General features: G+C 64.0%; 4 protein-coding genes and 2 pseudogenes. 5 read left to right on the top strand and 1 reads right to left on the bottom strand.

Annotated features, from left to right (window positions below):
- Positions 1 to 126 (bottom strand): annotated as a pseudogene (locus tag IC50_RS43045) (MarR family winged helix-turn-helix transcriptional regulator); the annotation flags it as partial.
- A 154-nt stretch (positions 127 to 280) separates the two neighbouring features.
- Between IC50_RS43045 and IC50_RS11475 the strand changes: the two are divergent.
- From IC50_RS11475 to IC50_RS11455, 5 genes and pseudogenes are all read left to right on the top strand, one after another.
- Positions 281 to 706 (top strand): organic hydroperoxide resistance protein, encoded by a 426-nt coding sequence (locus IC50_RS11475; RefSeq protein WP_035704174.1) that lies wholly within the window; start codon positions 281 to 283, stop codon positions 704 to 706.
- 175 nt (positions 707 to 881) lie between these two features.
- Positions 882 to 2,087 carry a CaiB/BaiF CoA transferase family protein gene (locus tag IC50_RS11470; protein WP_035704172.1) on the top strand — a complete coding sequence of 402 codons (1,206 nt, stop codon included), beginning with the start codon at positions 882 to 884 and terminating at the stop codon, positions 2,085 to 2,087.
- Between the two features lie 320 nt (positions 2,088 to 2,407).
- Positions 2,408 to 3,724: a sn-glycerol-3-phosphate ABC transporter substrate-binding protein UgpB gene (gene ugpB / locus IC50_RS11465; RefSeq protein WP_035704170.1), complete on the top strand. Its 1,317-nt coding sequence runs from the start codon at positions 2,408 to 2,410 to the stop codon at positions 3,722 to 3,724.
- Between the two features lie 47 nt (positions 3,725 to 3,771).
- Positions 3,772 to 4,653, top strand: coding sequence for a sn-glycerol-3-phosphate ABC transporter permease UgpA (gene ugpA, locus IC50_RS11460; RefSeq protein ID WP_035704168.1), 882 nt, complete (start codon positions 3,772 to 3,774; stop codon positions 4,651 to 4,653).
- Positions 4,653 to 4,840 (top strand): annotated as a pseudogene (locus IC50_RS11455) (glycerol-3-phosphate transporter); the annotation flags it as partial. The gene ugpA and the pseudogene IC50_RS11455, both read left to right, overlap by 1 nt.

The raw sequence follows: 4,840 nt of genomic DNA, 5'->3' as shown, positions 1-4,840 counted from the left end.
CGGGCGGAGCCGGTCGAGCAGCGGCTTGTAGACGCGGTTGAACGCATGCGCGGCGGAATAGACCGCGAAGCAGATCTGGTTGTCGAGCCGCAGCGGCGCGTCCGCTGCCGATGATTTCCGGGCCATTGGAGAATCTCACGAGGTTCAGCCGCATTGTGGGGCCGGTCGGCGGCACATTCAATTGCAAACAATTAAATGTGAGACGTCACATTTTCAATTGCGCACAATCTAATTGCCTGCAATAAAGACCGCACCCCATCCCGGGACGCAGGAGACCACAATGTCCGTGAACGTGCTCTACAAGACCAGCGCCAAGGCGACCGGCGGCCGCGACGGCCACGCTGCGACCCTCGACGGCGCGCTCGACGTCAAGCTCACTACGCCGAAGGAGCTCGGCGGTGCCGGCGGCGCCGGCAACAATCCCGAACAGCTGTTTGCGGCCGGCTATGCCGCCTGCTTTATCGGCGCGATGAAGTTCGTGGCTTCGCAGGGCGGCCCGAAGGTCCCCCCCGACACCTCCGTCACCTCCACCGTCGGCATCGGCCCGCGCTCGGAAGGCGGCTTCGGTCTCGACATCGATCTGGCCGTCTCGCTGCCGGGCCTTGCCCGCGCTGAGGCCGAGGCGCTGGTCGCGAAGGCCCACCAGGTGTGCCCGTACTCCAATGCCACGCGCGGCAATGTCGACGTTCGCCTCACGGTCGTCTGACCGGAACGGCGGATGGGCTGGCCCGGGATCCCCCTCGGGCCGGCCGCTTCGCTGTTTTGCCACGCCGCGGGATTGACGCGCGCCGGTGCATGCGGCCCTACTCCGGGAGCCATTGCTGCCCCTGGCAAACCTCGCTAGGCCTGTGATCAAGCGTCGACACAGGAGAAGCGAAGGCATGAGTTCTGAAGCCGCCACAGGTGCCATGAGCGGATTGCGCGTCATCGATCTCACGCGGGTCCTCGGCGGTCCCTACTGCACCCAGATCCTCGCCGACCATGGCGCCGACGTGATCAAGGTCGAGCCGCCCGCGGGCGACGAGGTGCGCGAATGGGGCCCTCCCTTCCACGAGGAGGACGCGGCCTATTTCGTCGGCATCAACCGCAACAAGCGCTCGATCGGCCTCGACCTCGCCTCCGAGGGCGGCCGCGCCGTGCTGCTCAAGATGCTGGAGACGGCCGACGTCCTGATCGAGAATTTCAAGCCGGGCACGCTGGAAAAATGGGGCATCGGCAACGAGAGCTTGCGCGAAAAATTCCCGCGCCTCGTGCATTGCCGGATCTGCGGCTTCGGCGCCGACGGGCCGCGCGGCGGCAATCCCGGCTATGACGCCATCATCCAGGCCATGACCGGCATGATCGCGGCGACCGGCTCGCCCGAGAGCGGGCCGATGCGGATCGGCGTGCCGCTGGTCGACATCACCACCGGCCTTTATGCTGCAATCGGCATCCTGATGGCGCTTTCGGAGCGGCAACGCTCCGGCAAGGGCCAGTTCCTGGAGACGACGCTGTACGAGACCGGCCTTGCCATCATGCATCCGCACACCGCGAACTATTTCATGCACGGCAAGCCGCCCTCGCTCACCGGCAACGAGCACCCGAACCTCGTGCCTTACGCGATCTTCCCGACCAAGACCGACAACATCTTCATCGGTGTCGGCAATGACGGCACCTTCCGCAAGCTCGCCAAGGAGATCGGCAAGCCCGAGCTCGGCACCGACCCGCGCTTTGCCCGCAACAAGGACCGTATCGCCAATCGCGAGGCGCTGCGTGCCGAGCTTGCCGCGGTGTTCAGCCAGCACGAGGCCGAGCCGCTGTGCAACCGCCTGCTCGCCGCTGGCCTGCCCGCCGGCCCGGTGCAGAAGATCGACCAGGCGTTGAAGAATCCGCACACGATCTACCGTGGCGATATTATCGAGAAAGACTGGTACAAGGGCGTCGCCTCGCCGATCCGGCTCGATCGCTCAAAGCCGAGCCTGCGCCGGCTGCCGCCGAAATTCAGCCAGCACGCGGCCGAGGTGCTCGGCGAGTTCGGCTACTCCAAGGCCGAGATCGACGCGATGGTCGAGAAGGGCACGGTCTGCGGCCCCGAGCGCAAGCGGTAGTCGATCAGAGCAAGTCGAGCGGCGGCGCAGGTGCGCTCCCTCTCCCGCAAGCAAGCGGGAGAGGTCAAGGGCGCCGCATCCGTTACCTCACGTCATTCCGCGCTGACGGCGCTCTCCCTGCCTGAATGAACCAATGCCGCACTGCGGCGCGTCTACGCATGTGCACCGCGAACGGCCGCGCGCACGTCTTCGCCTATTTTCCGGCTTCCCTTTTCCAGCGCTTGCCGCTTTCGTTTCTCCCGCTTACACAGTCATGTGAACGTCATATCGCGCTGCTAGCGCAAGCGCTTCTTCAGTGACGGGCAAGGGAGGTTTTCTTGATGGCTCTTCGACATTTTGGCACGGCTGCGGCTGTTGCACTCACGGTTGGTCTCGGCGCGTCGCCGGCGCTGGCTGTGACCGAAATCCAGTGGTGGCACGCGATGACCGGCGCCAACAACGACGTCATCGTCAAGCTCGCCAACGACTTCAACGCGTCGCAGACCGACTACAAGGTCGTTCCCACCTACAAGGGCAATTACGCCGACACGATGAACGCGGGTATCGCGGCGTTCCGCGCCGGCAACGCCCCACATATCATGCAGGTGTTCGAAGTCGGCACCGCGACCATGATGGCCGCGACCGGCGCCGTGAAGCCGGTCTACAAGCTGATGGCCGAGACCGGGGAGAAGTTCGATCCGAAGGCCTATCTGCCCGCGATCACCGGCTACTATTCGACCTCGAAGGGCGAGATGCTGTCCTTCCCATTCAACTCGTCGTCGACCGTGATGTGGGTCAACCTCGACGAGCTGAAGAAGGCCAATGTCGCGATCCCCAAGACCTGGCCCGAAGTGTTCGACGCCGCCAAGAAGCTGCACGACAACGGTCATCCCACCTGCGGCTTCTCCAACTCATGGGTGACCTGGGTCAATCTCGAGCAGCTCTCCGCCTGGCATAACGTGCCGCTCTCGACCAAGGCCAACGGCCTCGACGGCTTCGATACCGTGCTCGAGTTCAACGGCCCGGTCCAGGTCAAGCACCTCGAGAAGCTCGTCGAGCTCCAGAAGGACAAGACCTACGACTATGCCGGCCGCACCAACACCGGCGAAGGCCGCTTCACCTCGGGCGAATGCCCGCTCTACCTGACCTCGTCGGCCTTCTTCGGCAACGTCAAGGCGCAGGCCAAGTTCAACTTCACCGCGGTGCCGATGCCCTACTATCCCGACGTCAAGGGCGCGCCGCAGAACTCGATCATCGGCGGCGCTTCGCTCTGGATCATGGGCGGCAAGTCGGCTGAAGAATACAAGGGTGTGGCGAAGTTCCTGACCTTCCTCTCTGATACGGATCGTCAGGTCTATATTCACAAGTCGTCCGGCTATCTCCCGATCACCAAGGCAGCTTACGCGAAGGCCAAGGCGGAAGGGTTCTACAAGGACCAGCCCTATCTCGAGACCCCGCTGCTCGAATTGACCAACAAGGAGCCGACCGAGAACTCGCGCGGCCTGCGCCTCGGCAACATGGTGCAGCTGCGCGACGTCTGGTCGGAGGAAATCGAGCAGGCGCTGGCCGGCAAGAAGACCGCCAAGCAGGCGCTGGACGCGGCCGTCGAGCGCGGCAACACGATGCTGCGGCAGTTCGAAAAGACCGCCGTGAAGTAGGGCGATCAGCGGCAGGCCGGTCACCCGGCCTGCCGCCCCGGGGCATCATGCAAAAGCAAGCCATCTTCCAATCCAAGCTGTTGCCCTACGCGCTGGTTGCGCCGCAACTCGGGATCGTCCTGATTTTCTTCTACTGGCCGGCGTTGCAGGCGGTGATCCAGTCCTTCCTGCTGCAGGACGCCTTCGGCCTGTCGACGAGCTTCGTCTGGTTCGACAATTATCTCGAGCTTCTGAAGGACCGCGCCTATTTCGAGGCGATCGTGCGGACCTTCTTCTTCTCGTTCGCGATCGCCGTTTCGTCGCTGTCGTTTGCGCTGCTGCTCGCCGTGATGGCGGACAAGCCGCTGCGCGGCTCGATGCTCTACCGCACGCTGCTGATCTGGCCCTATGCGGTCGCGCCGCCGGTCGTCGGCGTGCTCTGGATCTTCATGCTGCATCCCTCGCTGGGCGTGCTCTCGCGCTATGTGCGCGCCCTCGGCGTCGACTGGAATCCGTTGCTCGACGGCGACCAGGCCGCTGCGCTGATCATCCTCGCCGCCGCGTGGAAGCAGATCTCCTACAATTTCCTGTTCTTCCTCGCCGGCCTGCAGAGCATCCCTCGCAGCGTGCTCGAGGCCGCCGCGATCGACGGCGCGCGCCCGATGCGCAGGTTCTGGACGGTGACCTTCCCGCTGCTGTCGCCGACCATCTTCTTTCTTCTGGTCGTCAACATCGTCTACGCCTTCTTCGACACGTTCGGCATCATCGACACCATGACGCGCGGCGGCCCCGGCAAGTCGACGGAGACGCTGGTCTACAAGGTCTATTCCGACGGCCTGCTCGGCGGCAATCTCGGCAGCTCGGCGGCGCAATCGGTGATCCTGATGGTCATGGTCATCGTGCTGACGGGAATCCAGTTCCGCTTCGTCGAACGCAAGGTGACCTACTGATGGTCGAGGACGAGGGCATCAGGCGCTACGTCGCCCATTTCATCCTCTGGATCGGGATCGCGATCGTCGCGTTCCCCGTCTACATCGCGCTCGTGGCCTCGACCCAGGACAACGCGCTGATCGCGAACGGGCAGATGTCGCTGCTGCCCGGCGGTCATTTCTTCGAGACATACTACCAGACGATCTT

The organism is Bradyrhizobium genomosp. I (2014) (assembly GCF_000261685.1).
GTDB lineage: Bacteria > Pseudomonadota > Alphaproteobacteria > Rhizobiales > Xanthobacteraceae > Bradyrhizobium.
This window is presented reverse-complemented; position numbering and strand designations above follow the sequence as displayed.